This is a genomic window from Agrobacterium fabrum str. C58 (assembly GCF_000092025.1).
Taxonomy (GTDB): Bacteria; Pseudomonadota; Alphaproteobacteria; order Rhizobiales; family Rhizobiaceae; genus Agrobacterium; species Agrobacterium fabrum.
Window position 1 is genome coordinate 1,088,547 of the sequence record NC_003063.2, and the last position, 26,637, is coordinate 1,115,183.

25 protein-coding genes are annotated in these 26,637 nt (G+C 60.1%); 12 read left to right on the forward strand and 13 right to left on the reverse strand.

Annotated elements, in window-relative coordinates:
* Positions 1 to 23 precede the first annotated feature (23 nt).
* The gene (locus tag ATU_RS18550; RefSeq protein WP_010973475.1) at positions 24 to 2,993 is read right to left on the reverse strand and encodes a beta strand repeat-containing protein; all 2,970 of its coding nucleotides are present in this window, start codon (positions 2,991 to 2,993) and stop codon (positions 24 to 26) included.
* Between the two features lie 755 nt (positions 2,994 to 3,748).
* Positions 3,749 to 4,648, reverse strand: a complete 900-nt coding sequence (locus tag ATU_RS18555) for a LysR family transcriptional regulator (RefSeq protein WP_010973476.1) — start codon at positions 4,646 to 4,648, stop codon at positions 3,749 to 3,751.
* A 118-nt stretch (positions 4,649 to 4,766) separates the two neighbouring features.
* Here ATU_RS18555 and ATU_RS18560 point away from each other — a divergent pair, with 118 nt between their 5' ends.
* The 6 genes from ATU_RS18560 to ATU_RS18585 all read left to right on the forward strand — a co-directional run bounded on the left by ATU_RS18560 (position 4,767) and on the right by ATU_RS18585 (position 11,118).
* Entirely contained in the window at positions 4,767 to 5,699 is a 933-nt protein-coding gene (locus tag ATU_RS18560; RefSeq protein WP_010973477.1) for a VOC family protein, read from the forward strand.
* Between the two features lie 138 nt (positions 5,700 to 5,837).
* Positions 5,838 to 6,527 carry a hydrolase gene (locus tag ATU_RS18565; RefSeq protein ID WP_010973478.1) on the forward strand — a complete coding sequence of 230 codons (690 nt, stop codon included), beginning with the start codon at positions 5,838 to 5,840 and terminating at the stop codon, positions 6,525 to 6,527.
* A 73-nt stretch (positions 6,528 to 6,600) separates the two neighbouring features.
* Positions 6,601 to 6,891 carry a XapX domain-containing protein gene (locus tag ATU_RS18570; RefSeq protein ID WP_010973479.1) on the forward strand — a complete coding sequence of 97 codons (291 nt, stop codon included), beginning with the start codon at positions 6,601 to 6,603 and terminating at the stop codon, positions 6,889 to 6,891.
* Positions 6,891 to 8,873: an amidohydrolase gene (locus ATU_RS18575; protein ID WP_010973480.1), complete on the forward strand. Its 1,983-nt coding sequence runs from the start codon at positions 6,891 to 6,893 to the stop codon at positions 8,871 to 8,873. The genes ATU_RS18570 and ATU_RS18575 overlap by 1 nt, the downstream gene beginning before the upstream one ends.
* 209 nt (positions 8,874 to 9,082) lie before the next feature.
* On the forward strand, positions 9,083 to 9,523 hold the full coding sequence (locus ATU_RS18580; RefSeq protein WP_010973481.1) for a DoxX family protein: 441 nt from the start codon (positions 9,083 to 9,085) through the stop codon (positions 9,521 to 9,523).
* Positions 9,520 to 11,118 carry an MFS transporter gene (locus ATU_RS18585; RefSeq protein WP_010973482.1) on the forward strand — a complete coding sequence of 533 codons (1,599 nt, stop codon included), beginning with the start codon at positions 9,520 to 9,522 and terminating at the stop codon, positions 11,116 to 11,118. The genes ATU_RS18580 and ATU_RS18585 overlap by 4 nt, the downstream gene beginning before the upstream one ends.
* 55 nt (positions 11,119 to 11,173) lie before the next feature.
* Here ATU_RS18585 and ATU_RS18590 read toward each other — a convergent pair whose 3' ends face one another.
* Positions 11,174 to 11,956, reverse strand: a complete 783-nt coding sequence (locus ATU_RS18590; RefSeq protein ID WP_010973483.1) for a pyrroline-5-carboxylate reductase — start codon at positions 11,954 to 11,956, stop codon at positions 11,174 to 11,176.
* 217 nt (positions 11,957 to 12,173) lie between these two features.
* On the opposite strand from ATU_RS18590, the gene ATU_RS18595 reads away from it, so the two are divergent.
* Positions 12,174 to 12,791: an exonuclease domain-containing protein gene (locus tag ATU_RS18595; RefSeq protein WP_010973484.1), complete on the forward strand. Its 618-nt coding sequence runs from the start codon at positions 12,174 to 12,176 to the stop codon at positions 12,789 to 12,791.
* Here ATU_RS18595 and ATU_RS18600 read toward each other — a convergent pair.
* The gene (locus ATU_RS18600) at positions 12,788 to 13,660 is read right to left on the reverse strand and encodes a LysR family transcriptional regulator (RefSeq protein WP_035215780.1); all 873 of its coding nucleotides are present in this window, start codon (positions 13,658 to 13,660) and stop codon (positions 12,788 to 12,790) included. The genes ATU_RS18595 and ATU_RS18600 overlap by 4 nt on opposite strands.
* A gap of 132 nt (positions 13,661 to 13,792) precedes the next feature.
* On the opposite strand from ATU_RS18600, the gene ATU_RS18605 reads away from it, so the two are divergent.
* Positions 13,793 to 15,313: an MFS transporter gene (locus tag ATU_RS18605; protein ID WP_010973485.1), complete on the forward strand. Its 1,521-nt coding sequence runs from the start codon at positions 13,793 to 13,795 to the stop codon at positions 15,311 to 15,313.
* Between the two features lie 39 nt (positions 15,314 to 15,352).
* Here the strand turns inward: ATU_RS18605 and ATU_RS18610 are convergent, their stop codons facing one another.
* The 9 genes from ATU_RS18610 to ATU_RS18650 all read right to left on the reverse strand — a co-directional run bounded on the left by ATU_RS18610 (position 15,353) and on the right by ATU_RS18650 (position 22,293).
* Complete coding sequence (locus tag ATU_RS18610) at positions 15,353 to 15,637, reverse strand: copper-binding protein (protein WP_035258665.1); 285 nt, start codon at positions 15,635 to 15,637, stop codon at positions 15,353 to 15,355.
* A 23-nt stretch (positions 15,638 to 15,660) separates the two neighbouring features.
* Positions 15,661 to 16,137 carry a cupredoxin domain-containing protein gene (locus ATU_RS18615; protein ID WP_006313693.1) on the reverse strand — a complete coding sequence of 159 codons (477 nt, stop codon included), beginning with the start codon at positions 16,135 to 16,137 and terminating at the stop codon, positions 15,661 to 15,663.
* Between the two features lie 43 nt (positions 16,138 to 16,180).
* On the reverse strand, positions 16,181 to 17,530 hold the full coding sequence (locus ATU_RS18620; protein ID WP_010973486.1) for a multicopper oxidase family protein: 1,350 nt from the start codon (positions 17,528 to 17,530) through the stop codon (positions 16,181 to 16,183).
* Between the two features lie 14 nt (positions 17,531 to 17,544).
* Positions 17,545 to 19,023: a TolC family protein gene (locus tag ATU_RS18625; RefSeq protein WP_010973487.1), complete on the reverse strand. Its 1,479-nt coding sequence runs from the start codon at positions 19,021 to 19,023 to the stop codon at positions 17,545 to 17,547.
* Complete coding sequence (locus tag ATU_RS18630) at positions 19,020 to 19,250, reverse strand: hypothetical protein (protein WP_035258667.1); 231 nt, start codon at positions 19,248 to 19,250, stop codon at positions 19,020 to 19,022. The genes ATU_RS18625 and ATU_RS18630 overlap by 4 nt, the downstream gene beginning before the upstream one ends.
* An 87-nt stretch (positions 19,251 to 19,337) precedes the next feature.
* On the reverse strand, positions 19,338 to 19,748 hold the full coding sequence (locus tag ATU_RS18635) for a hypothetical protein (RefSeq protein WP_010973488.1): 411 nt from the start codon (positions 19,746 to 19,748) through the stop codon (positions 19,338 to 19,340).
* A gap of 96 nt (positions 19,749 to 19,844) precedes the next feature.
* Positions 19,845 to 20,765: a hypothetical protein gene (locus ATU_RS18640; RefSeq protein WP_006313698.1), complete on the reverse strand. Its 921-nt coding sequence runs from the start codon at positions 20,763 to 20,765 to the stop codon at positions 19,845 to 19,847.
* Positions 20,766 to 20,847: 82 nt separating this feature from the next.
* Positions 20,848 to 21,747 (reverse strand): AraC family transcriptional regulator, encoded by a 900-nt coding sequence (locus ATU_RS18645; RefSeq protein ID WP_035258670.1) that lies wholly within the window; start codon positions 21,745 to 21,747, stop codon positions 20,848 to 20,850.
* A 99-nt stretch (positions 21,748 to 21,846) separates the two neighbouring features.
* The gene (locus tag ATU_RS18650; protein WP_010973490.1) at positions 21,847 to 22,293 is read right to left on the reverse strand and encodes an acetyltransferase; all 447 of its coding nucleotides are present in this window, start codon (positions 22,291 to 22,293) and stop codon (positions 21,847 to 21,849) included.
* Positions 22,294 to 22,525: 232 nt separating this feature from the next.
* Between ATU_RS18650 and bioB the strand changes: the two genes are divergently transcribed.
* The 4 genes from bioB to ATU_RS18670 are packed head-to-tail and all read left to right on the forward strand — an operon-like array spanning position 22,526 to position 26,611.
* Positions 22,526 to 23,545, forward strand: coding sequence for a biotin synthase BioB (bioB, locus tag ATU_RS18655; RefSeq protein WP_010973491.1), 1,020 nt, complete (start codon positions 22,526 to 22,528; stop codon positions 23,543 to 23,545).
* Positions 23,542 to 24,687 (forward strand): 8-amino-7-oxononanoate synthase, encoded by a 1,146-nt coding sequence (locus tag ATU_RS18660; RefSeq protein WP_010973492.1) that lies wholly within the window; start codon positions 23,542 to 23,544, stop codon positions 24,685 to 24,687. The genes bioB and ATU_RS18660 overlap by 4 nt, the downstream gene beginning before the upstream one ends.
* Positions 24,684 to 25,322, forward strand: coding sequence for a dethiobiotin synthase (bioD, locus tag ATU_RS18665; RefSeq protein WP_010973493.1), 639 nt, complete (start codon positions 24,684 to 24,686; stop codon positions 25,320 to 25,322). Before ATU_RS18660 ends, bioD begins: the two co-directional genes overlap by 4 nt.
* Positions 25,319 to 26,611, forward strand: a complete 1,293-nt coding sequence (locus tag ATU_RS18670) for an adenosylmethionine--8-amino-7-oxononanoate transaminase (RefSeq protein ID WP_010973494.1) — start codon at positions 25,319 to 25,321, stop codon at positions 26,609 to 26,611. Before bioD ends, ATU_RS18670 begins: the two co-directional genes overlap by 4 nt.
* The last annotated feature ends 26 nt before the right edge of the window (positions 26,612 to 26,637 follow it).

The window sequence follows — 26,637 nt, forward strand, 5'->3', positions numbered from 1 at the left end:
TGTGTTGTCTGGGTTCTTAAGCCTTATACTGTCTTGTAGGCTTTGATGACCGCCTCGACCTGGGCATCGTTCATGACCTTCATCTGCTGGGCCGAAAGTGCTCCAGCCTGCGCGCTGCTGAGGCCGCCAATGGCCGCAGTGGAAAGACCGGCAATGGCGTTGGCGCCAATGGCCTTGATCTCGTCTGTCGAGAACAGGGCAAGCTCGGTGCTGTCGAGCGTCGCGACCTGAGCAGAGTTCAGACCTGCGACCTGCTCGGATGTGAGGGCCTTGATCTGGTCTGTCGAGAGCGCTGCGAACTGCGTCGTGGACAATGCTGCCGCCTGTGCCTTGCTGAGTGCGGCGATGTTGCCGGTGCTGAGCTTGGTGGCATCAAGTCCGCCGAGAGCCTTGGCGGTGATCGCCTTGACTTCGTCCGCCGTGAAGGTGGCGAGGTTCGCGGAGTTGAAGGCGTTGAGCTGCGTCGAAGACAGGCCGGCAATCTGGGTCTTCGTCAGTGCGGATGCATTGTCGGTGGTAAGCGCTGCCAGGGCTGCGGCAGACAGACCGGAGACGGCAGTAGCGCCGATCGCCTTGATCTCATCGGTGGAGAAGAGAGCCAGTTCGTCGCTGCTCAGTGTTGCAACCTGCGCGGAGGTGAGGCCGGCAACCTGATCGGAGGTGAGAGCCTTGATCTGGTCGGTCGACATAGCAGCGAACTGTGTCGTCGACAGCGCCGAAACCTGTGCCTTGCTGAGTGCGGCGACGTTGCCGGTGCTGAGCTTAGTGACATCCAGACCGGCCAGCGCCTTGGTGGTGACCGCCTTAATCTCGTCTGCCGTGAAGGTAGCGAGATTTGCAGAGGTGAGGGCGTTGAGCTGCGTGGATGAGAGGCTAGCAATCTGCGTCTTCGTCAGTGCGGATGCATTGTCGGTGGTAAGCGCTGCCAGCGCCGCAGCAGAGAGACCCGCAACGGCGTTGGCGGCGATCGACTTGATCTCGTCGGTGGTGAAGAGAGCGAGTTCGTCGCTGCTCAGTGTCGCAACCTGGGCAGAGTTGAGGCCCGAAACCTGCTCGGAGGTGAGAGCCTTGATCTGGTCGGTCGACAGGGCTGCAAACTGCGTCGAGGAAAGCGATGTAACCTGCGCTTTGGTCAGCGCGGCGATGTTGCCGGTGCTGAGCTTGGTGACATCGAGACCGCCGAGAGCCTTGGTGGTGATTGCCTTGATCTCGTCTGCAGAGAAGGTGGCAAGGTTTGCGGAGGTCAGGGCATTGATCTGCGTGGACGACATGCCCGCGATCTGGGTCTTCGTCAGTGCGGATGCATTGTCGGTGGTAAGCGCCGCCAGGGCTGCGGCAGACAGGCCGGCAACGGCGTTGGCGCCGATCGCCTTGATCTCATCGGTGGAGAAGAGAGCCAGTTCGTCGCTGCTGAGCGTCGCAACTTGCGCGGAGCTGAGACCGGCGACCTGCTCGGATGTCAGGGCCTTGATCTGGTCGGTCGACATGGCAGCGAACTGTGTCGTCGACAGCGCCGAAACCTGTGCCTTGCTGAGGGCTGCGACGTTGCCGGTGCTGAGCTTGGTCACATCGAGGCCGGCCAGTGCCTTGGTGCTGATGGCCTTGACTTCATCGGCGGAGAAAGTGGCGATGCTGCCTGATGTCAGGGCATTGAGCTGTGTCGAAGACAGACCAGCGATCTGTGTCTTCGTCAGTGCGGTTGCATTGCCGGTGGTGAGGGCAGCCAGGGCTGCTGTGGAAAGGCCAGCGACCGCATTGGCGCTGAAGGCGCTGATCTCATCGGTGGAGAAGAGAGCCAGTTCGTCGCTGCTGAGCGTCGCAACCTGCGCGGAGCTGAGACCGGCGACCTGCTCGGATGTGAGGGCCTTGATCTGGTCGGTCGACATGGCTGCGAACTGTGTTGAGGACAGCGATGCGGCCTGGGTTTTGGTCAGCGCGGCGATGTTGCCGGTGCTGAGCTTGGTAACATCGAGACCGGCCAGCGCCTTGGTGCTGATGGCCTTGATCTCATCTGCAGAGAAGGTTGCAAGGTTGGCGGAGGTCAGTGCATTCAGCTGTGTCGAAGACAGACCCGCGATCTGGGTCTTCGTCAGTGCTGCAGCGTTGTCGGTGGTAAGCGCCGCCAGGGCTGCGGCAGACAGGCCGGCAACGGCGTTGGCGCCGATCGCCTTGATCTCATCGGTGGAGAAGAGAGCCAGTTCGTCGCTGCTGAGCGTCGCAACCTGCGCGGAGCTGAGACCGGCGACCTGATCGGAGGTGAGGGCCTTGATCTGGTCGGTCGACATGGCAGCGAACTGTGTCGTCGACAGCGCCGAAACCTGTGCCTTGCTGAGGGCTGCGATGTTGCCGGTGCTGAGTTTGGTGACATCGAGGCCAGCGAGGATCTTGTTGCTGATCGCCTTGACTTCGTCCGCCGAGAAGGTTGCAAGGCTGCCCGACGTGAGCGCGTTGAACTGCGTGGAAGACATGGCGGCGATCTGAGACTTCGTCAGTGCGGCTGCATTGTCGGTGCTGAGACCGGCGATAGCCGCCGCGGAAAGACCTGCGATGGCATTGGCGCTGATCGACTTGATCTCGTCGGTGGTGAAGAGAGCGAGTTCGTCGCTGCTCAGCGTTGCGACCTGGGCGGAGCTGAGCCCTGCGACCTGAGAGGAGTTGAGCGCCTTGATCTGGTCGGTCGACATGGCGTCGATCTGGCTGGCATAAAGTGCCGTGACCTGGGACGAAGACAGGCTGCTGACCTGGGCGGAGCTCAGTTTCGCCATCTGGGTGAGCGTCAGGCCCTTGACCGCCGTTACCGAAATGGCGCGGAGGTCTTCGGAGCTGAAAAGAGCAAGGTTATCCGTGCTCAACGAGGCGATCTGAGACGAAGAGAGAGCCTTGATCTTGGTGCTATCAAGAGCATTTACGTCTTCCGACGTCAGGCCGGCGATCGTCGACGTGGAAAGCTTGGAAATCTGCACAGCAGACAGTGAAGAGAGGATCGAAGTCATGAACGTGTCCTTTACCGAATGGCGGATGGTCACGCCTATCTGCTGCCAGACACTGCCCATGATGACAGGAACCCGGCATCCGCAAATAAAGCGAAATTGTGGAGAACATGGCTCATGTGAACCTGCGCTGGAAACGCTTCATGCAATTCGAGCCGGAGATCGGACCCGGATTTTCCACGCTAGCTTGTGCGAATGCCGCTAATAATTTCTTGCCGCTTAAGAAGCTCACGACGTGCGTGTCATATCAGGCGAACATTTAAAGCCGAGTTAATATTTAGAGTGGCGTCATCTATTCTTGGTAGATGCATATTTTAGATTCTAGTGAAGTATAAAATAAAGCGGACAAGTGTCGGTTTGGCCATCTTTCACTGCCAGAAACCAGATGCGTTCGCTATCGTATAGGTAGCATGACTTCGGGATGGCAGGAGTATCGGGTTCTGGTTGCCGGTCTCGCCCTAAACTGAATAACGATGCTTGGTAGGGGCTGATGCGCTTATGTAACGCTTGCCCGCCGCGGTTGAAAAATCGTTTTTTTCTTGATTCTCTACGCTGGTATTAGGTTTTTTTAAAATCGGAAGCTGTTTTTAGGCCATGACAATGCTTCAGCCGGGCAGATGCGACGAATAGGCTAATTCAGCCATACGCTGATGACGACATTCCGCAAACGGCGCCGAAAGAGCCTTCCCGCTATTGCAGTCAGATCGCTCTTATAACCGCCGCCCTTCCGCGCGTCGTCATGCTGGAATGTGCCGGCTCTAGTCGAGCGCCACCATATGGGCCGTCAACTGTTCTTCGAAGAATTTCGAGAAGGTGGCGATGCGCGGCGGCAGCGTCTGATAGGGCGGATAATAGAGCGTCAGCCAGAGTTCCGGTGGGGCCCAGCCCGGCAGAACATGGACAAGCCGGCCGCTGCGGATATGTTCGGCGATATGAAATCCCGGCAGCATGGCCACACCTGCGCCATCGGCTGCCATATCAGCCAGAACCTCGCCATTATTGGCGCTGAAGGCGCGACCGGCCGTTATGGTGATGCTCGATCCGCCGTCCGAGAGGATCCAGTTCTCCCGCCGGCTTTCACCGCTATAGGCAAGGCAATCATCAGGAGTGAGGTCGCTTGGATGTTTCATCTGTGTGAACCGGCTGCCCGGTGCCGCCACCAGGATTCTCGGCACAGCCCTGATCTTGCGCCAGATGGTGAATTTGTCTGACGGGGCCGACGAAATGCGGATCGCCAGATCGTAGTCGTCATCGACAATATTGACCAGGCCGTCCGACAGGGAAATCTCGAAACACATTTTCGGATACAGTTCCCGGAAACCCGACAGGATCGGTGGCAGCACCGTCTTGCCGAGCCATGTCGGCGCGCTGATCCTGAGCCGGCCCTCATCGGCCTTGTGGGCGTTGCGGACATCGCGCCGGGCATTCTCCAGCGCCTCGACCGCAGGCTGTATCTGCGCGGCGAAGACGGCGCCATCTGTGGTCAGCGATACCTGCCGGGTGGTGCGGACGAATAGTTGCACACCGAGATCACATTCGAGCGCGGCAATAGCGCGCGTGACGCCGGCGGCCGTCATGCTGAGTTCGCGGGCGACCTGCGCGAAATTGCGCTTCTCGGCCGCCATCAGAAAGATTTTGAGAGCTTTATGATCGTTCATCGCATTATTTCAAAAATCGCAATTCATTCGAGAGAAATATTGCAATTCCGCAACGTGATCAAGCGGGTTACATCTTTGTCCATCGAAACAAACACAGCGACCACGAAAGGCGCCGATGATGATCAAGGATATCAAGGGCCTGCACCACGTTACCTCGATGGCGTCGGATGCGCGGCAGAACAACAGCTTTTTCACCGATACGCTCGGCCTGCGCCGGGTGAAGAAGACCGTCAACTTCGACGAACCCAGCGTTTATCACCTTTATTATGGTGATGAAATGGGTACGCCCGGCACGGTGATGACCTATTTTCCTTTCGACCACATGATGGCGGGCCGCCCCGGCGTGGGTGAGGTGGGCGAGACCCAGTTCTCTATCCCGAAGGGTGCCATGGGCTTCTGGAAAGACCGGCTGATTGCAATGGGTGCCGCCGGCATTCAGGCCGACACGGTCTTCGGCGCCAATCGCCTGCGATTCACCGGTCCCGATGGCGATGGCCTGGCCCTGATCGAAACGGCAAATGATGGACGCGCCGCCTGGCAGGCTGAGGGCATTTCCGAAGAGAACGCCATACGCGGATTCTCCGGCGCACGCTTCAACCTGAATGATACGACTGCCACCGAAGAACTTCTTCGCTTCATGGGATACGAGCGGGCCGATGCCGAGGGCAATGTGACGCGTTATGTCATTCCCGGCGGCAACGGGGCCGATACGATCGATCTTGCGACCCTGCCGAATACGCCCTTTGCCCGTCAGGGAGCAGGTTCGGTCCACCATATCGCCTTTGCGGTCGAAAACCGCGAAAAGCAGCTGGAAGTGCGCAAGGCCCTGATGGATACGGGTTATCAGGTCACCCCCGTCATCGATCGCGATTATTTCTGGGCGATCTATTTCCGGACGCCGGGCGGAATCCTGTTCGAGATCGCAACCAATGAACCCGGTTTCGACCGCGACGAGGATACCGCGCATCTGGGCGAAGCGCTGAAGCTGCCCAGCCGCTACGAGCCTTTCCGCAACCAGATCGAGGCGAACCTGGTGTCGCTCGCCGCATAGGCGGATCGCTGATCCGTATCGACTGACCATACCATTCCGCCTTCTCAAGACGGCTGCCCCTGACGGGCAGCCGGCCGGCGAAGCCTTGTCAATTTCACCGCCGTAGACCGGCAATCACCACCTGAACGGAGAACCACCATGTCGAAGCTTGAAGTCCTCACTCCCGCAAACAGCCAGTTGATCTTCATCGACCAGCAGCCGCAGATGGCTTTCGGTGTGCAGTCGATCGACCGCCAGACCCTGAAGAACAATGTCGTCGGCCTCGCCAAGGCGGCAAAGATCTTCAACATCCCGACAACCATCACCACGGTCGAAACGGAAAGCTTCTCCGGCAACACCTTCCCGGAGCTGCTCGCGGTCTTCCCGGAAAACGATATTCTCGAACGTACCTCGATGAATTCCTGGGATGACCAGAATGTCCGCGATGCGCTGGCGAAAAATGCCGCCACCGGCCGCAGGAAGATCGTCGTCTCCGGTCTGTGGACGGAAGTGTGCAATACCACCTTCGCACTCTCGGCGCTGCATGATGTCGCGGATTACGAGATTTACATGGTGGCGGATGCCTCCGGCGGCACTTCTCTCGATGCGCATAAATATGCCATGGACCGCATGGTGCAGGCGGGTGTCATTCCCGTCACCTGGCAGCAGGTGCTGCTGGAATGGCAGCGCGACTGGGCCCGCAAGGAAACTTATGACGCCGTCACCTCGCTGGTGAAGGAACATTCCGGCGCCTACGGCATGGGCATCGATTATGCCGTCACCCATGTCCATGGTGGTGCAGAGCGCGTCAAGCACGGCAAGCGCATCGGCCCGAACCCCGCGAAGTAAGCTTTCAGCCATGCCACGCCGGCGGGACCAGTATCCCGTCCGGCGCGGCTTTATCCATCCAAAGGAGGTTTCCATGAAAGTCTATCTTCTGTCGCTTGGCGCCGGCCTGCTGGTCGGCATCGTCTACAGCCTGCTTAACGTGCGCTCGCCGGCGCCGCCCGTGATTGCGCTTGTCGGTCTGCTGGGCATATTGGTCGGCGAACAGATCATCCCCTTCGCAAGGTCGATCATCGACAGGGAACCGGCCGCCGTTTCGTGGTTCAACCAGATCAAGCCGCACATGTTCGGCCATATGCCCAAGGGTGGCGCTGAAACCACTGATCTCGCGCAGACGCAGCAGCCGTCCAACCGGGAGAAAAGCTGATGCCGACACGACGCACTTTCCTCGGCGCGGCATCCAGTCTCGCCTTTCCGAATCTGTTTTCACCGGCTAAGGCCGCTGATCCCATCAAGAGCGGAGCTTCGTCCATGCATCCAGATACCATCCTTCACAATGGCCGCGTCACGACACTTGATCGCGGCAATCCGAATGCAACGGCAGTCGCCATCAAGGATGGTCTGTTTGTTGAAGTGGGAAGCGATGCCGAGGTCATGGCCCTTGCCGGGTCGGAAACGAAGATCATCGATCTCAAGGGCAAGCGCGTGCTGCCCGGCCTGATCGACAACCACACACACGTCATTCGTGGCGGCCTGAACTTCAACATGGAACTGCGCTGGGACGGCGTTCGCTCGCTTGCCGATGCCATGTATATGCTGAAGCGCCAGGTGGCAATCACGCCGGCCCCGCAATGGGTGCGCGTCGTCGGTGGTTTCACCGAGCATCAGTTCGTCGAAAAGCGTCTGCCGACCATCGAGGAAATCAATGCGGTAGCGCCGGATACGCCGGTCTTCCTTCTGCATCTCTATGACCGGGCGCTGCTGAACGGCGCAGCTCTACGCGCCGTTGGCTATACCAAGGATACGCCGAACCCGCCCGGCGGCGAGATCACCCGTGATGCCAACGGCAATCCCACGGGTCTGCTGCTCGCCAAGCCGAATGCCGGCATTCTCTATTCGACGCTCGCCAAGGGGCCGAAACTACCGCTCGATTATCAGGTCAATTCCACCCGCCACTTCATGCGCGAGCTGAACCGGCTGGGTGTGACCGGCGTGATCGATGCGGGTGGTGGTTTCCAGAACTATCCTGACGATTACGAGGTTATCCAGAAGCTGTCGGATGAGAACCAGATGACGGTTCGGCTGGCCTACAACCTGTTCACGCAGAAGCCGAAGCAGGAAAAGGAGGACTTCCTCAACTGGACGTCATCGGTCAAATACAAGCAGGGCAACGATTATTTCCGGCATAATGGTGCGGGCGAAATGCTGGTGTTTTCCGCCGCCGATTTCGAGGATTTCCGTCAGCCGCGACCCGATATGCCACCGGAGATGGAAGGCGAGCTTGAAGACGTTGTCCGTATTCTGGCGGAAAACCGCTGGCCCTGGCGTCTGCATGCCACCTATGACGAGACCATTTCGCGGGCGCTGGATGTCTTCGAAAAGGTCAATCGTGATATCCCGCTCGAAGGACTGAACTGGTTCTTCGACCATGCGGAAACCATCTCTGACCGCTCGATCGATCGCATCGCCGCCCTTGGTGGCGGCATCGCCACCCAGCATCGCATGGCCTATCAGGGCGAATATTTCGTCGAACGTTATGGCCAGGGCGTGGCGGAAGCCACACCGCCGATTGCGCGGATGCTGGAAAAGGGCGTGAACGTCTCGGCGGGCACGGATGCAACGCGCGTTGCCTCCTATAATCCGTGGGTATCGCTGTTCTGGATGGTGACCGGCAAGACAGTCGGCGGCATGCAGCTCTATCCGCGCGCCAATTGCCTCGACCGTGAAACGGCGCTGCGCATGTGGACGGAAAAGGTCACCTGGTTCTCCAACGAAGAGGGCAAGAAGGGCCGCATCGAGAAAGGGCAGTTCGCCGATCTCGTCGTGCCGGACAAGGATTATTTCTCCTGCGCGGAAGATGAAATATCCTTCCTCACCTCGGAACTGACCATGGTGGGCGGCAAGATCGTTTATGGCGCCGGCGACTTCAGGGTGCTCGACGAGAGTAATATTCCGCCCGCCATGCCCGACTGGTCGCCGGTCCGCACCTTCGGCGGTTATGCCGCCTGGGGCGAGCCGCAGGGTGCCGGAAAGAACTCGCTGAGACGCGCCGCGATCACCTCCTGTGGTTGCGCCAGTGATTGCGGTGTTCATGGTCACGACCATGCCGGTGCCTGGACATCGAAACTGCCGATTGCCGATCTGAAGGGCTTCTTCGGCGCATTGGGCTGTTCCTGCTGGGCAGTCTGAGCCTGATCGACAAGAGAAATGCAACGGGCGACGCATGCCGCCGCCCGTTGCCTGCAAACCTCGGACGGTAACAAAAAGAATATTGCAGATTATGCAATTATATCGAAACAATTGATGTAATTGTTGGCGGCAATCCTTTGCGCCAATATCGCTCCATCAGATGAACGCAGCGCCGCACATATCGACGGCCAGATCGCAGGAGCATTAAAATGACTGATCCATCTTCGACCCTTCGCCTTCGCGGGCTTCTTGCTGAAATCGTCGCCGCGCCCCTTACACGAACCGTGGCTCTTCTGGCGCTTTGTTCGGCGTATATTCAGGGGCCGCTCACCAAGATCTTTGATTTTCCCGGCGCGATTGCCGAGATGAACCATTTTGGCCTGCAGCCGGCGGCGGCATTTGCCGTTTTTGTCATTATTTTTGAACTTACCGCCTCCGCCATGGTGGTAACGGGCGTCCTGCGCTGGGTGGGTGCTCTGGCGCTTTCGGGCTTCACGCTTCTTGCGACCTTCATCGCTCTCCGGTTCTGGGAAATGGCGCCCGGCATGGACCGCATGATGGCCACCAATGCCTTCTTCGAACATCTCGGTCTGGCCGGCGCCTTTGTTATCGTCGCTGCAATCGATCTCACGAAAGGAACAGGCAAATGAGTGCCGCAAAATCCTCGGCGAGCAGCTTTGCTCCTCTTGCGCAACCGGTTTTCGCCGTCCTCTGGGCCGCGACGGTGCTCGGCAATACCGGCAGCTTCATGCGTGATGTCGCCAGTTCATGGTTGATGACCGATCTTTCGGCCTCGCCGGCGGCGGTCGCGTTGGTTCAGGCGGCTGGAACCCTGCCGATCTTTCTTCTGGCGATCCCGGCCGGCGTGCTGACCGATATTCTAGACCGCCGCAAATTCCTGATCGCAGTCCAGCTGCTGCTGGCCTCGGTCAGCGTCACCCTCATGGTTCTCGCCCATACCGGCATGTTGTCCGTCAGCGCCCTGATTGGCCTCACCTTCCTCGGCGGCATCGGTGCGGCACTGATGGGGCCGACCTGGCAGGCCATCGTGCCGGAACTGGTGAAGCGCGAGGACATCAAGAGCGCCGTGGCGCTGAACTCGCTCGGCATCAACATCGCCCGTTCCATCGGCCCCGCTGTCGGTGGCATCCTGCTTGCGGCCTTCGGTGCTGCCTTTACCTATGGTGCCGATGTCGCGAGCTATTTCTTTGTCATCGCCGCTCTTCTGTGGTGGCCACGGGCGAAGAACGCCAATAATGCACTTCAGGAGAATTTCTTCGGTGCATTCCGGGCCGGCCTTCGTTACACCCGCGCCAGCCGGCCGCTGCATGTCGTCCTGCTGCGGGCCGCGATCTTCTTTGCTTTCGCCAGTGCCGTCTGGGCGCTGTTGCCTCTGGTCGCCCGGCAATTGCTGGGTGGAGATGCGAGTTTCTACGGTATCCTGCTCGGCGCCGTTGGAGCCGGTGCGATCGCCGGTGCGCTGGTCATGCCGAAGCTGCGTGCCCGTTTTGATGCCGATGGCCTGCTTCTGGGTGCCGCCATCGTCACCGCGCTCGTCATGGCCGGGCTGTCGTTCGCACCGCCGAAATGGCTTGCCATCATCATCCTGCTGTTCCTCGGCGGCGCCTGGATCACGGCACTGACGACGCTCAATGGCGCAGCCCAGGCGATCTTGCCGAACTGGGTGCGGGGTCGTGGTCTGGCGGTTTATCTCACCGTCTTTAATGGTGCGATGACGGCGGGCAGCATTGGCTGGGGTGCTGTGGGTGAAGCCGCGGGTGTGCCGGGCACCCTGCTGATCGGTGCAGCCGGTCTCTTCATCGCCGGCCTCATCATGCATCGCCTGAAACTGCCTGCGGGTGATGCGGATATGGTGCCGTCCAACCATTGGCCCGAACCGCTCGTTGCCGAGCCTGTGGCCCATGATCGCGGCCCGGTTCTGATCCTGATCGAATATACTGTGGAGAAGGATCACCGTTCGGCTTTCCTGCATGCTTTGGACGAACTCTCCCAGGAGCGCCGCCGCGATGGAGCCTATGGCTGGGGTGTCACCGAAGACTCCGCCGATCCGCAGAAGATCGTGGAATGGTTCATGGTGGAATCCTGGGCCGAGCATCTGCGCCAGCACAAGCGGGTTTCCAATGCCGATGCGGATTTGCAGGGCAAGGTGCTTGCTTACCATTCCGGGTTGGAAAAGCCTGTCGTGCGCCACTTCCTCACGATCAATCGCCCAGGAAAAGCATAAACAGAAAGGGGCCGAAAGGCCCCTTTTTCGTTCTCGTTTTTTTAAAGCCCGCCGGTTATTGCGCGATCCGCTCCATCACCCGGCTCAATGCCTCTTTCAGCGCATTGGAACCGCCATTTCTGTCGAAGTCCTGCATGACCTGCTCGTTGAGGCCGCCCTTGGTGGCGAATTCGCGGCTCATCTCGGTGAAGTCAGTCTTTCCGCCTGACAGCAGGGCCACTTCGGAGAGACCGGCAAAGAGGGGCGTGACGTAGGCCCGCGCCTTGTCTTCCGGCAGGCCGTTCTCCGCCAGCCACTCCGTCGTCGTTTGCATGATGCCGAAATAGGTGGCCATCAGCGCGCTGGCGGCGGCCAGAAGGTCGTATTCCGCCTTCGTTGTGCATTCCACCGCATTGCCGAGCACGTTGAAGATCGCCGCCGTGTCCGTATCGGCGGGATAGATGGCGGTGACGCCCTTGCGCCGGGCGACGAAGGGCAGCGGGATCGCTTGGGCGAGACGTACATCCGCGCCGATCCAGTCCAGGAGCGCGTCGCGGCTGGTTGCAGCCACGACGCTGATGACCTTCTGTCCGTCCCGGAACCGCAGAGGCCGGATGACCTCTTCGGCGATCTGCGGACGGATTGCCAGCATGACGGTATCGCAGCCATCAACGATCATCTGATTGTCACGGGAGATGATCACCTGCGGAAAATCGGCGGCAAGTCTGGCCGAGATATCCGCACTGCGCTGGGACACCATGACATGCGGTACGGCGGCGGGCTTGACAAGCAGGCCGCGCACCATCGCATCGGTGATGGCACCCGTTCCGATGAAACCGATTTTCTGGGGAAGGGACATGAATACTCCACTGCGGCGAATGGGCCGACAGAGGCATCGGCTGTGTCATTTCCATCCGATGCTAAGTTCTCCGTCGGGAATTGTCGACAAGCAGATAGCGTTAATTTGCGATTGAAACGGAGCCCGCCACACTCGATGATGTGGGACTGCTATTGAATTTGACATGGGGTCGCCACTTCCGTTCCGGCTGACCTGTGTTTGGGCGGGAGAGCCATCGATGAAAAAGGCAATCATATTCGACTGCGAGTTCCTCTGCCTGGAGGGGTCGCAGCGCAGATTCTGGTGTGCGGCCCATGATCCCGATCCCGTCATCGCGCAGATCGGTGCCGTCAAGCTCGGGCTGGAGGGTGGATTTCCGCTTCTGGAGACCTATAAGGTCCTTATCTCTCCGGTCGACCGTCATGGCAGGCGATATGCGATTGATCCGTTCTTCACCAGGCTGACGGGGATCACCGAGGAGAATATCGAGGCGGAAGGCGTTCCTTTGCAGGATGCCCTCTCGAGTTTCGACAGCTTCTCCGAAGGTGCCCAATGCTGGTCATGGGGCAAGGACGAGTTGAATATGATGGCGATCAGCACTTATGTCGCGGGTATCCAGCCGCCCATGCCTGCCTGTCGCTTCGACAATGCCGTCAGGCTCCTGCTTGCGGCGGGGATGCCGGTCGAGGACCTGGCGAAAACGCCCAGCAACAGTCTGGCCGACTATTACGGCGTGGCGCATCCGCCTTTGCAGGGCCACGATGCGCTCGGTGATGCACTTTCAGTTTCCTATGCCCTGCAACATCTCCTGCGGAGCGGAAAGTTGAAGCCGGAAGAATTCACGCTCGCCGCTTAGCCGATATCAGGCGAAATTGGTCCCGGCCTATGCTCGCGAAAGGCGGCGGCAAGTGTACGCAACGCTTCGCGGGACCTGCTGTCGGTCAGGGTCGAAAACATGATGATTTCGCTGGAGGGCAGAGGCGGCAGGCCAAAACGCTGGCTAACCTCGACTGTCCCTGGCGGCGCAAGACGGCAGGAAAAGGCGGAAATCGCAAGCCCGGCCGAGACGGCTGCGGTCACCATCGACGATGTGCCGCCGAGAAATACCTCCGTCCAGGCAATCGCCGCCGCATCCAGGGCATGGGTGGCGATGTTGCGCACACCACAGGCGGGTGAAAGTGCCGCCAGCCTGAGAGGTTCGCCCTGACGATGTTCGAATTGCGGAGTTGCGTACCAGCCGAAATGCTCCGGTCCTAGCACCTCGCCGTCGCGCCGGTCGTCCTCGCGCCTGATGATGGCCGCATCGATTTCCCCACGGTCAAAGGCATCGAGCAGGGAGCGGGAATGGTCCATCCGGACTTCAATCGTAAGGCCGGGGTCGTGGTCGTTGAGCCGCGCGAGAAGCGTCGGCACCTCTGGCCCCGCCACATGCGCGGCAATGCCGAGGCCGAAACGGCGGCGCGGCGAGGAAAGGCCTGCCAGTGCACGATCGTGAGCCGCGAGAAATTCGCGGGCGGGTGCGAGAAACACCGCCCCCTGGGCGGACAGGCGCACCGAACGCGGTGTTCTTTCGAGCAGCCGCTGACCAAGCCTGTCTTCCAGTCGTTTGAGCTTGACGCTGATGGCGCCCTGGGTGGTGCCCAGCGTTTCGGCGGCGCGGGTGAAGCTCTGCAGATCAGCGATGGTGACGAAGGCCTCGACGGCTTCCACATCCAGCGTGCTCATTTCGGTCATTCCAATTTGTTGTCTCTGAAATACTCAATCATCCAATTCCGTTATGGTCAAGCCTTGACTAGTTTGCCTTTGGTTTATTGAGCGGATGGCGCCTGTGCGCCTCCACCCACGAAAGGCTGAAGAATGACCCTTGCTGTTACCGAACAAGCGGGCAGCAGAAGCGCCATGGCGCTTGCTGCCGTTTGTCTCTCCGCCCTGATGTTCGGACTGGAAATTTCCAGTGTTCCGGCAATCCTGCCCACGCTCGAAGAGGTGCTGCAGGCGGATTTCCGCCAGCTTCAGTGGATCATGAACGCCTATACGATCGGCGTGACCATGGTGCTGATGGCAACCGGCGCGCTGGCCGACCGCTTCGGCCGCAAACGCGTCTTTATTGCCAGCATTGTCGCTTTCGCGCTTTCTTCCCTTGCCTGCGGAATGACGCAGAGTGTTTCCGTATTGATCGGCGCCCGCTTCCTTCAGGGATTGAGCGGCGGGGCGATGCTGGTGTGCCAGATCGCCATCCTGTCGCACCAGTTCCGCACGGCCCGGGAGCGTGGCATGGCGTTCGGCTGGTGGGGCATCGTCTCTGGCGTGGGGCTGGGTTTTGGCCCGATCATCGGCGGCGCCATTGTCGCGCTGTGGAGCTGGGAATGGGTGTTTCTCGTTCATGTGGTGCTCGGCATCGTGACGTGGCTGCTTGCCGCTGGTGGCGTAGGAGAATCGCGCGATCCGGAGGCGGCCCGCCTTGATCTTGCCGGCATGGCCACACTTTCGGTCGCCGTCTTTTGCCTTGCCTTTTTCATCACGCAGGGGCCCGAGCTCGGTTTTGCGAACCCGATGGCGCTTCTTATCCTCGGTATCTCGGTCGCGAGCTTCATTGCCTTTGTAATTGCTGAAAAGCGCACGCAGAGGCCGATGTTTGATTTCTCCGTGTTCCGCATCCGGCCTTTTTCCGGCGCGATCATCGGTTCGGCGGCGATGAATATCAGCTTCTGGCCGTTCATGATCTATCTGCCGATCTGGTTTCAGGCCGGTCTCGGTTATGACAGCGTCACCGCCGGCCTCGGCCTGCTTGCCTATACGCTGCCGGCGCTGGTTATGCCGCCGCTTGCAGAGCGCCTGTCGTTGCGTTATCAGCCGCACCTCGTCATTCCGGCCGGGTTGTTCACCATCGGCCTGGGTTTCATGCTGATGAAATTCGGCAGCGGCATCGAAAATGCCAGCTGGCTCACCATGCTGCCCGGCTGCATTCTTGCCGGCATCGGGCTCGGCTTGACCAATACGCCGGTCACCAACACCACCACGGGCGCGGTTTCCCCCGCCCGCTCCGGCATGGCGTCCGGCATCGACATGAGCGCCCGCATGATCTCGCTTGCCATCAACATCCCCATCATGGGCTTCATTCTGGTGGAGGGCGTCCGGGCTTCGTTGCGGGCAAATCTGCCTGTGGGCACGGAAATGAAGGCCCTGCAATCGCTTGCGGAAAAGATTGCGGCCGGAACGGTAAGCACCCTGCCTCAAGAGGTTTCAGAGAGGCTTGTTCATCGGGCGCTGGCAGATGGTTTTGGGCTGGTGATGGTTTATGCGGGCATTGGCGTCTGGCTGCTTGCCGCGCTCAGCTACCTGGTTTTTGGCCGCCAACGGTGGGAGGGCAACGAGTAACCGCTGCCCTTCCTTTTTTCCGAACGGCTTTTTGCGGTCTTATTTCACCTGGGCGACGACAAGCTTGCCATCGGCACGTTCGGCGATGAATTCGATATCAGCGCCTTCCTTGAGCTTGGCGAGGATGGCGTCGTCCTTCACGCGGAACACCATGGTCATACCAGGCATATCGAGGTTTTTCAGGTCTTCATGGGTAATGGTGACCTTCTTGGCGGCAACATCCACTTTTTTCACCGTACCCTTCGTAAATTCCTGGGCGAAGGCGCTGAAGGGAGCGGCGAGCAGAAGTGCTGCGGCGAGGGTGAAGTTAACGATGGTTTTCATGGTCGTGATCCTTGTTGAGTGGGTTACTTTGCTGAAACTTTGAGATCGCCGCGCATGCCGGCTTCGTAATGCCCGGGTTTCAGGCAGGCGAATTCGAACATGCCGTCATTGGTGAATTTCCAGACGATTTCGCCGCTTTCGCCCGGCGCGAGGCTGATGGCGTTCGGATTGTCGTGTTCCATCTCGGGAGCCTTTGCCATGACGGCCTTGTGCTCCAGATTGGCCTTCTGTTCGTCGAGGATGAATTCATGGTCCAGTTCGCCGACATTCTTCACGGCAAAACGCACGGTCTTGCCCTTCTTGAATTCGAACTTGGCGGGGGTGAACATCATCTTGCCGTCAGGCGTTTCCTTCATCGTTACCTGAATGGTCTGGGTCACCTTGGATTTGTCGCCCGGTTCGCCGATCGCCATTACGTTGTCGCCGCCGGAGTGGGTGCCGCCTGCAAAAGCGGGCGTGGCGAGAGCGGTGAGAAGCAGTGCAAGTTTCAGTCTGGTCATTTTATGGTTTCCTTGGTTCTGGTGGGGGGTGTGATCTGCACGATCAGCCGTGTTTCATCGGTTTCGGCGTGATCTGCGTTTTGGGGTCGGAGTTTTTTTGCGTATCCGGCAATTCGCCGGTCCATTCCCAGGCCTGGGTTCCGGGCGGGTTTTCGTACCAGCCAGGATCGGTGTAATCGCCCGCGGAGATGCCTTCGCGAACCTTCACCACGGAGAACATGCCGCCCATCTCAATCGGGCCATGCGGTCCCCATCCAGTCATCATGGGGACAGTGTTCTCAGGGATTTCCATTTCCATCGCGCCCATGTCGGCCATGCCGGCGGTGCCCATCGGCATATAGTCCGGCCGGATCTTGCGGATCTTTTCGGTGACGGTTTTTTTGTCGACGCCGATGAAGGTCGGGACGTCATGTCCCATGGCATTCATCGTGTGGTGCGACTTGTGGCAATGGATCGCCCAGTCGCCGACATATTTGGCGTCGAATTCATAGGCCCGCATGGCGCCTACGGGGATATCGATGCTGACCTCAGGCCAGCGCGCCTCCGGCCGCACCCAGCCGCCATCCGTGCAGGTCACCTCGAAATCGTAACCATGCATATGGATCGGATGGTTGGTCATCGTCAGGTTGCCGACCCGGACACGCACGCGATCATTCTTGGAAACCACCAGCGGATCGATGCCCGGGAACACCCGGCTGTTCCAAGCCCACAGATTGAAATCCGTCATCGTCATGATTTTGGGGACGGAGGCGCCGGGATTTATATCGAAGGCGTTGAGCAGGAACACGAAATCGCGGTCCACAGGCATGAAAGCCGGGTCTTTCGGGTGGATCACGAAGAAGCCCATCATGCCCATCGCCATCTGCACCATCTCGTCAGAATGCGGGTGGTACATGAAGGTGCCTGATTTCACGAGGTCGAACTCGTAGACGAAAGTCTTGCCAACGGGGATATGCGGCTGCGACAGACCGCCCACACCATCCATGCCCGACGGCAGAATCATGCCGTGCCAGTGGATCGTCGTATGTTCCGGCAGCTTGTTGGTCACAAAGATGCGCACCCGGTCGCCCTCGACGGCCTCGATGGTCGGGCCGGGTGACTGGCCGTTATAGCCCCACAGGCGGGCGGTCATGCCCTCGGCCATTTCGCGCTCCACCGGCTCGGCGACAAGGTGGAATTCCTTGACGCCATTGTTCATCCGGAAGGGAAGCGTCCAGCCATTGATGGTGACGACCGGATTGTAGTCGGGACCGGTGGTGGGCTTCACCGGTGCCTGCGTCGCTGCCGTTTCCATGAGAGCCGCTTCCGGCAGGCTGCTGTTTGAGGTTTTCGCCCAGGCCGCCGAGGAGACCATTGCGGCGCTGACGCCCAGAAGTTGTCTTCTATTGAACATGGTCTTTTCCTTTCTCAATGTCCGCCACCGCCGCCGCCGGATGCGGCGGCAACCTCGGTCTCTCCGCCAGCCGCACCCGCACCGCCGCCGTAAATGGCGGGAGCGAGTCCGGCTTCGGCAAGCCAGAAGTCGCGTTTGGCATCAATGGCGAGCAGGTTCGAATTGACTTTTTCGCGGCTGTCGGCCAGCAGCTCGAAAGTGTTGGTGAGCATGCCGTTATAGGTCCGCATCGATTCCTCCTCGATCCGGTTGCGCAACGGCACGACGCTGTTGCGGTAGTGCAGGGCGATATCGTAGGTCGAGCGGTATGCCTGATAGGCCGAGCGGGCTTGCGAACGGACATTGACCGCCTTTTCCGCCAGGAGATTTGCGGCGCGCATATAAGCGAGTTCGGATTCCCGCATGCGGGCCTGACCGGAATCGAAGATTGGAATGACGAACTCCAGTTCGGCGCGCCCGGTCGTCCTTTTCTTTATGCGGTCTTCATCCCGTTCGCGCTCGGTCTCGAAACCGGAGCGCAGTGTGAGATCGGTGACATAGCGGGTCGCCTCGGTAAGCTTGAACGACCGGGCAGTTGCTTCAAGATCGAGCTTGGCCATCTGCAGATCCACCCGACGTTGCAAGGCCTCGGCCTCGATCGTGTCACGCTGGGCCAGCACCCTGGGAAGTGACGGCAGGCGGTTGGGGATGCTGTATTGGATATCTGATCCCCACAGCCCCATCAGCCGTGTGAGTTCCTCCCTGGCAAGACGGGCCTCCAGCCGCGCCTTGGCGATCTGGCCGGTGAGTTCGGCGTAAAACACCTGCTCACGGGCTTGGCCTTCCTTGTTCATCGCGCCTGACTCACCGAGTTTCGTGGCGAGCTCCGAAGCGGCGGCCGCAGCGGTCTGCGCCTGCGCCAGCTGGCCGACGTTTTCCGAAGCCGCCACGGCGGAAATCCATGCCCGACGGGTATCCGCAGCCAGTTGCAACGTTTTCAGTGCCGCGCCCAGCTGCGCCTTGCGAAAGCCCGTATCGGCAATTTCGACATTTTTTTTGAGCGTGGCGAGTGCCAGAATATTGCTGGTGAGGACACCTTCGATCGTCTTGTAGGCCCTGAGGCCCGGCGTGCCGATACCGGTCAGCCCCAGGCCGATGCTTGGGTTGACCAGCAGGGTCGATTGCCATGCGGTGGCAGCCGATTCGCCCAGATCGGCGTAAGCCGCCTGCAGGCCCTTATTGTTCAGCAGCGCGACCTGCACCGCCGTTTCGACGTCGAGGGTCTTGCTGGCTGCCATCAGCGTTTTGACGCGGGCCTCTGTTGCCCGTGCCTCGGCTCGGTTCTGCACCCAGGCGGTCTGCTTTCCGGTCGCCTCGGATGTCTTCGCCGAGACAGTCGTAAAACCGGCGTCCCGGGAAGCATATTGTGCGGCGGATACGCAGCCGCTGAGAAAAAGCGGCAACGACAGGATTGCCGCGAGTTTTGATCCGAGTGTGAATGGTCGTGTCATCATGACGGGTCTCCTTTCGGAGCCTGCGCATTGTTCTGATCGCGCCAGGGTTTCGGATCGACCGGCATGCGGGCCGTGTAACCCGAGACCGGGGTCTGGTAGCGGGAAGGGACGACGCCAAGCGTTGGGTTTGCCGCGTCGTCATAGGAGGCGGCATTATTCATCACGGATGTGGCTGTGCAGCCGCCCAGAAGCAGGGGCGCCGCGACCACAATATGGATCGGGTTCATGAGTGTTTTCCGAACAGGAGATGCAGCGGCGCGACGGCGCTAAAGCCGCTCACGCACGGTCATTGCCCAAAGGCGGGCTTTGCCTGTTCAGATATTGGGCGGACGGTGCAGCAGCGGGCTCTGGCCCGGTGCCTTGCTGTCGTCGGGGAAGGAACGGATGCTGCTGATGACGGGCGTGCCAATGCTGTCGTGGTCGATCAGAACCGCCATGCCGAGACAGAAATCGCCGCAGCATTGCGGCTTTGCGGGCTTTTTGACGCCGCTGTCATTGTCGGCCATGTCGTGGTTATCATGATTGTCTGATGTCATGGCCGAACCGCCATGATCCATCATCTTGCCGTGATCCATCATGGCGGACTGATCGTGCTGCATTCCCACGGTGTCGGGACCATGCATTGCGGCGTTGACGGTGGAAACGCTGTAGCCTGCCAGTGATAGGATCATCACCAGTCTAAACAGAAGGGCCAGCAATTTCGAGGCTCGCAACGTTTCACGCATGTGCTTTAGAAAAGCCGTTGTCCCGTGATTTGTCAATGGATATACTTCATAACCATCGATGAAAACCTTGTTTTGAGGCTGATCGCCTCTGCAGCTTCATACAAAACCGATCAGGGCTTCATCGAGAATGAGCAGCTTGCGGGCCTGCGTGCGGGCATATTCCTCGTAAAAACCCTGCGAAATCCACAGCGCGGAACGGCCGCGCCGTCCGCTCCAACCGATGCCGCCGATCAGTTCGGCTGCCGCAAGTTTGCGGCCGACATGGCTACGTGACAGGGAGAGCGAGGTCGCCAGCTGTGTTACGGTCTGCACATCGGTGAAACGCCTGCCCTGTTCGGCCGGGAGCTCCCGGTCGATCCCCGCGATCAGGCGGTCCATCAGCAGCCCGCCCGCATCGAACCAGTTGAAGATAATGGAAAGCGGGCCCGGACAACGCACTTCCGGATGGGAGAGAAATGCCCGCGACACATGGGGGTGAATGTGGGGAAGCGTGGTTTCCGAGCGCTGAATGAAGCGGGATGCCCGAAAACCTTCGTCGAGCAGGTCCAGCGCCTGAAAATGCACATCGTACCATTGCGCCAGCATGGCGAGAGCCGGCGGTGAAGGAACGACGCCTGTGGCTTGATCTTCGGTGGCATCTACCGGCCGTGTCAACCCGCGTTTCAGGGCTTCCTTGAAGAAGACATAAGCGACACGATCGCTGGCAAGGCCGTGCCGGAGTGCCAGATGGCCAAAATCTTCGCGCGTCAGGGCGATTTCACCCTCTTCGGCGGTGGATTTCTGAAAATAGAGCGCGAGGAGCGCGTGGCAAAGAAGCCGGCTCTGGCGTGTCGCGAAAAGCGTCGTCATCTCGGGTGAGCCCTCGTAAAGCGCGATGAAACTTCCCGCCAGCAGGCGCAGCGCCGCAGCGAAGGAATCTCTCCGGAGCATCGCGTCGATGTCGTCCGGTGCCGGTCCCCGGCGATCGGCGGTGGCGGCCGGCAATTGGGAAATCGCAAAGTCGAAAAAACTGGTCATGGCCCCCTCCGGGATGAGGTGATCTACGGGCCTTACAGGAGGTGAAATGGCGCGTCTTCTCATTGCGCGCAGAGCTGAAATTTTAAGCCGACGGCATATCCGTGATGCGGGCTTCGCCGGGTGTCATGCCATAGGTGGCGGTGAATACCCGGTAGAAAGTGGCGAGGCTGTCGAAGCCGCAGCCATAGGCGATCTGCGTGACCGGCAAGGCGGGAAACGCCAGCAGCAATCGTTTTGCTTCCTCGATCCGCATGGCGGAAAGCGTGCGGGAAAACGATAGTTCCGCGCCTTCGAAGACGACATGCAATTGCCGCAGCGAAATGCCGAGTTCTCTTGCCACCGTAGCAGGCGAAAGCTCCTGACGGGCTTTTTTCCGCATCATGATTTCCTGAGCCGTATAACAGAGCCCGGTCCTGAGTGCTGCGCGGACCTCCGGCATGGCGGGCGAAAGCCGGCCCCGGACCGCCATGGCCAGCCGGGCAATGTGGGCCACGTCACGGGCAGGGTCGATAAGCCTGGCGTGATCGGCGTTGAGCGCATCGAAAAGCGCCCGGAAGGGGCGGGAAACGGCGGTATTCTCTGCATACCGTGTGGCAAACAGGTCGTCGGTCGGCTGGCCGAGCATGACCTCGTAGTCCACCGGGATTTTCAGCATCCTGTAGTGAAAAGCAGCCTCGCCGCCCGGTATCGCGTCATAGGGCAGGTCCGAATAGTTGATGGTGATATCGCCGCCGCTGACGTTGTGAACCCGGTCCCGGCCGGCATGCAGAAATCCAGAGCCCTTCACCTGCAAGCCGATGCAGAGGCTGTCGCCGGCGATGCGGGCAATATCGGCTTCGGTGCGGTTGACCCGATAGGAGGAGGCGCGCATTTCTGTTGCGACAGCACCGGTGAGCGCCCGCGCCTGAAACGAACCCTTGAAGCTGTGGCGGAGATCCCGTGCCAGCTCGATGGTCACGCCGAACAGGCTTTTGCCGCGCACCTCCCGCCATTGGTCGAAGCGGTGCTCGGGCAGAAAATCATCGGTTGCGAAACGGATGATGGTGTTCGTGGCCTTGTCCTCCCCGACGATGCCGGCGGTCTATTTTTGCGTTGCGCGAAATCGAAGATGGACGAGCGGATAGGGGCGCCCCTGTCCGTCGAGGTCGGAGCGCCCCGTCGGCTCGAAGCCCAGTCGGCGATAAAAGCCCCGCGCTTCGCCATTCTGCTCGTTGACATCGGTGGTCAGCGCGGGATGAAGCGCAAGCGCGCTTTCCACCAGTGCCTTGCCGATGCCTTTGCCGTGGTGGTCCGGATCGATGAAAAGCGCCTCCATATGCCCTTCATGCAGAAACATGAAGCCGAGGGCATGATCTGCAGCATCGACGGCGAGCATCAGCGGTACCTGCGGCAGGAAAGCTCTGACTTCCTCACCGATCGCGGCGCGATCCGCCGGAAGGAGGAAGCCATGGGTGGCATCGACGGCCCTGCTCCATATGTCGAGGATGCGGGCCGTGTCGCGGCTGTTGGAGGCACGAAATGTTATCATGCCCACCCTTAGCAATTGCGATCTTTTCGCGCCATGGGCGGGTCCGATCTTTTCGTGAGCATATGCGTACTCAATGAATTTCTACGCCAAAACGCGCGTGTCTAACCCCCGCTTGATCCCATCTGTATTCGGTGCCGGAAAACGCTTTCGAAAAAAGTGCTTGCAAAATGCCGTCCGAAAAAAATAGATAAAAAGAAGTTCTATCTATTTATTTTTGGAAAGAGGTCGACATATGGACCAGCTTGCGACGCAAATTGACGGAAAACCAGCCTCGATTCCGGCGGTTGAAACCAGCTCCTCTCTTGAGGAGGCAAAAATTATCTATAATTTGCCATTTAACGACCTGCTATTCCGTGCGCAGCAGGTGCACCGCTGTCATTTCGACGCGAACGCGATCCAGATGAGCCGGCTCTTGTCGATCAAGACTGGCGGCTGCCCTGAAGATTGCAGCTATTGCAGCCAGTCCGCCCGCAATCCGACTGGTCTCAAGGCTTCCAAGCTCATGGAAGTGGAACGGGTGCTGGCCGAGGCGCGCAAGGCGAAGGAGGGCGGGGCGACGCGTTATTGCATGGGGGCGGCCTGGCGTAATCCTAAGGAGCGCGACATGGAGGCCGTGGTCGCCATGGTCGAGGGCGTGAAGGCGCTCGACATGGAAACCTGCATGACGCTCGGCATGCTGACGCCGGAACAATCCGAACGGCTGGCCGATGCCGGCCTGGACTATTACAATCACAACGTCGATACGTCAGAGCGGTTTTATTCCGAGATCATCACCACCCGCACCTTCGAGGACCGGCTGGAGACGCTCGCCAATGTCCGCGATGCCGGCATCAAGGTCTGTGCCGGTGGTATTCTCGGCATGGGGGAAACGGTCGAAGACCGGATTTCGATGCTGGTAACGCTTGCCAACCTGCCGGTTCCGCCGGAAAGCGTGCCGATCAACATGCTGATCCCGATCCCGGGCTCGAAACTGGCCAATGCCGATCCCGTCGACCCGATCGATTTTGTGCGCACCATTGCGCTCGCGCGCATCCTGATGCCGCGTTCGCATGTGCGGCTTTCGGCCGGGCGCACGGAAATGAGTGATGAGACGCAGGCGCTGTGTTTCCTCGCCGGCGCCAATTCCATCTTCATCGGCGAAACGCTGCTGACGGCAGATAATCCGGGGGAGGATCACGATACGGCGCTCTTCCGGCGGCTCGGCCTGAAGCCGATGGAGCTGCAATCTTCCGAGGCGGGAGGCTGCCGGTGAATATCGCGGCGCTCTCTCCTTATGAGGCGAAGCTTGCCGGCCTTAGCCGCAAATCGCGCCTGCGTGCGCTTGCGCCCCGGGAGGGGATCGATTTCACCTCCAACGACTATCTCGGGCTTGCCGAAGCGCCGCGCCTGAAGGCGGCGATTGCTCACGCCATTGGCAAAGGCGTGCCGGTGGGCGCCGGCGGTTCACGGCTGCTGCGCGGCAATCACCCCGAACATGAGGCGCTGGAATCGGAAGCGGCGGCGTTTTTCGGGGCCGAAAAAGCCATCTATTTCGGCAGCGGTTTTGCCGCCAATGTCGCGCTTTTTTCCACCCTGCCTTTGCGGGACGATATTGTTCTCCATGATGCCCTGATCCATGCCAGCGTGCATGATGGCATTGCGGCGGGCAAGGCGAAGGCGGTGGCCGTGCCGCATAATGAGGTGGAGGCTTTCCAGCGGGAGATAATCCGCTGGCGGCAGGCGGGTGGTAGCGGCCGGCCGTGGATCGCGGTCGAGAGCCTTTATTCCATGGATGGCGATTGCGCGCCGCTTGCAGCCCTGGCCGATCTTGCCGAACGGCATGGCGGTTTTCTGGTTGTCGATGAAGCACATGCCACCGGCGTCTTCGGCCCCGGTGGGCGTGGTCTTGCCGCGCAACTGGAAGGCCGGAGCAATGTGCTGGCCCTTCATACCTGCGGCAAGGCGCTCGGTGCCTCCGGTGCGCTTTTGAGCCTGCCTGCGGTTCTTGCCGATTATCTCGTGAACCGCGCCCGCGGTTTCATCTATTCCACCGCGCCTTCGCCGCTGATGGCGGCGGCGGTGCGGGAGGCCTTGCGCATCGTCGCGGACGAACCCTCAAGGCGGTCGCGACTGGCCGAGTTGGTAGGTTTTGCCGGCGAAGAATTGCAAAGCCAGCTGGGTGTGACACCCAGCGGTTCGCAGATCCTGCCGGTGATGATCGGCGACAATGCCCGCTCACTGAAGATTGCTGCACGGCTGAGCCAAGGCGGTTTCGATGTGCGGGCGATCCGCCCGCCGACGGTACCGGAAGGCACGGGGCGGCTACGCATCGCCATCACGCTCAACGTGGATGAAAGCCAGATTGCCGCCATGGTCGGCTTGCTTGCCGTTTCGATGCGGGAGGAAGCGGCATGAGCCTGCGTTTCGTGATTTCTGGCACGGATACCGGCATCGGCAAGACGGTTTTTGCGGCAGCGCTTACCCATGCTCTTGAGGCCCATTACTGGAAGCCGGTGCAGTCAGGGCTGGAGGAAGAAACCGACAGCCAGACGGTGGCAAGGCTCGCCGGCGCGTCGCACGCGCGCATCCTGCCGGAAGCCTATCGGTTGAAGACGCCCGCCTCGCCGCATCTTTCGGCGCGTCTCGACAATGTCTCAATCGATCCCGCGCGTCTGCTTCCGCCGCGACCGGACGGGCCGCTTGTCATCGAAGGGGCTGGCGGGCTTCTGGTGCCGTTGACGGACAGGCTGCTCTTCGCCGATATCTTTGCCCTCTGGCAAATTCCGCTCATCCTGTGCGCCAGAACCGCACTTGGCACCATCAACCACACGCTGCTGTCGCTCGAGGCGCTGCGGCATCGCGCCATTCCGGTGCAGGGCGTGGTTTTCATCGGCGATGAAGACAGGGAAAACGAGCGCGTCATAACCGATATCGGCGCGGTGCGCCGGCTCGGCCGTTTGCCGCGCCTGCCGGAATTGACGCCCGAGGCATTACATCAGGCCTTCGCCCAACACTTCAATCTCGCTGATTTTCTGGAGGTGCCGGCATGAGCCCTTCCCCGGTCTGGCATCCCTTCACCCAGCATGGGCTGGAACCGCCGATGAAACGTGTGGTCTCAGCGGACGGGGCGTTTCTGGTGGATGAGGATGGCAATCGGCTGTTCGACGCGATTTCATCCTGGTGGGTCATTACCCATGGGCACCGGCATCCGGCGATCATGGCGGCCATCCGCGCCGCGACCGAGACCCTGGATCAGGTCATCTTTGCCGAATTTTCCCATGAACCGGCTGAGACGCTCGCCCGGGGGCTGATCGAGCTTGCTCCTGCTGGACTAAGCCATGTGTTTTATTCCGATAGCGGTTCAACGGCGGTGGAAGTGGCGCTGAAAATGGCGCTCGGTTATTTCCACAATTGCGGTGAAAAGCGCGATCGCATCGTGGTGATGGAGCATGGCTATCACGGCGATACCATCGGCACCATGTCGACAGGCGAGCGCGGCGTGTTCAACGCCGCCTATGAACCGCTGCTTTTCGGCGTTGACCGGTTGGCCTTTCCGGAAGTGGGCAGCGAGCAGTGCACATTGGATATGTTTGAGGCTTACTGCCGTTCGGGCCGTGTCGCCGCGCTGCTGGTCGAACCATTGGTGCTCGGTGCCGGTGGCATGAAGGTCTACGCCGCCAATGTTCTAGCCGGACTGAAACAGATTGCAGAAAGCCATGGCTGTCTCGTCATTGCCGATGAGGTGATGACGGGCTGGGGCAGGACCGGGACCGTCTTCGCCTGCGAGCAGGCGGCAATCTCACCGGATATTCTCTGCACTTCCAAGGGGCTGACCGGTGGTTCGCTGCCGCTGGCGGCGACGCTGTGCAGCGCGCAGATTTTCGATGCTCATTTTTCGACCGACCGCCGCAAGACCTTTTTCCATTCGAGTTCCTATACGGCCAATCCGATCGCCTGCGCCGCCGCCGTCGCCAATCTTCAGGTCTGGCGGGATGAACCGATTCTCCAGCGCATCGGGCAGGTGCAACAGACGCTCGGCGATCATATCAGGCGCTTTGCCGATGATGGCCGTTTCGCCAACATCCGGCAGGCAGGCACCATTGCCGCGCTTGATCTCGTGGTGCCGGCGGGTGGCTATCTTTCCGAGGCCGGTCCACGCATGCGCCAGCTGTTCCGCAGGCGCGGCTTTCTCATCCGCCCGCTCGGCAACGTGCTTTACCTGATGCCGCCCTATTGTTCGACGGCTGACGATCTGACGCGCGCCTTCGACGTTATCGATGAGGTTGCCGGGATCGTTACCGATGTCGCATCGGCAAAATCTTACGGCGTCGGCAAATGAAAATGGTGATGTCCAGACCATTGCGA